This is a genomic window from Legionella sp. km772 (assembly GCF_003989735.1).
Lineage (GTDB): Bacteria > Pseudomonadota > Gammaproteobacteria > Legionellales > Legionellaceae > Legionella.
Window position 1 is genome coordinate 1 of the sequence record NZ_RZGQ01000356.1, and the last position, 1264, is coordinate 1264.

Below are 1264 nucleotides of genomic sequence, written 5' to 3' on the forward strand. Positions count from 1 at the left end.
CAATTAACTAAAAATCAGATGAAAAGGCAATCTATTAAGCGGCTCAGAAAAAATGCTGGATGGGATGATTCTATTTTAACCACTATCTTATCTCAAAATTTTTCATGAGGTGACCCTGGGTTGTTTGTAATGAAATCAGACGTAAACTAGTTTATAAAGGGTTATGGATAAAAGGCAGTTATCGTTATCGTGATCCGCAAAATGACTTACCTAAAGATTTTGAGGAAAACAAAGAGTTTTATTATAGAAAGTTGGGTTTGCCAATCAATCCAAAAGATTTCACAGAGCTGTTGAAAACAGAGCTTTTTCAAGCATTAACATCACTTAATAATTCAATCCCCAGTAACGACAAAGTCAGCATTTTAAATAAGAAAAATGGTCACATCAAAATATCGCCCTCTTTTCCTCAGAAATCGCCTGAAAATATTATCGAATTGCAGCAAGAGATCATTAAACGCTGGGGTAACATTAACTTGTTAGATGCGTTTAAAGAAGCCAACATTCGAATCGGGTTTATCGATCATATGGAAACAGTGGGGCAATTTTCAAGATTTGAAATGGATAAACTAGTTACACGCTTATTATTAGGCTTATATGCCATTGGCAGTAATACTGGCATAAAGCGAATAAGTATTGCCAATCCGGATGCAGACGAGTCAGATCTACAATATGTCAAACGGCGATACATTAACTCAACCAATGTGAGATTGGCCATTCGCGAGGCAGTCAATGCTGTTATTAAAGTGCGTGATCCTACAATTTGGGGAAATGCGACAACCAGCGTTGCTTGCGATTCAAAAAAACTAGAATCATGGGATCAAAATCTAATGACAGAATGGCACGGTAGATATCGCGGCCATGGAGTTATGGTTTATTGGCATGTAGATGCTAATTCACTTTGCATTCATTCACAAAGTAAAACATGTACGTCGTCTGAAGTCGGATCCATGATTAAAGGAATTTTAGAACATAGTACTCAAATGGATCTGAATGCTGCTTACGTTGATACCCATGGTCAAAGTACGATTGGATTTGGGATAGGTAAACTACTTAATTTTGAAATTCTACCCAGGCTAAAAAATATTCATGAACAAAAACTATATGTTGTATCGGATTCTGACACAAATCTGTATAAGAACTTAATGCGTATTTCACTGAATTCGATCACTCGTTTCACTTTAAACGATCACCTATTTCACTCGAAATCGATCAGTGATTTCACTGAAAATGATCACTGCACTCAATCTGCAGCGATGCGGAGATT

Annotated in this window: 1 protein-coding gene; it reads left to right on the top strand. The window is 36.6% G+C overall.

The window, feature by feature from the left end; translation table 11 throughout:
* Positions 1-290 precede the first annotated feature (290 nt).
* Positions 291-1264, top strand: a 974-nt coding sequence (locus ELY15_RS15865) for a Tn3 family transposase (RefSeq protein WP_158617537.1), incomplete at its 3' end; no start/stop codon positions are given.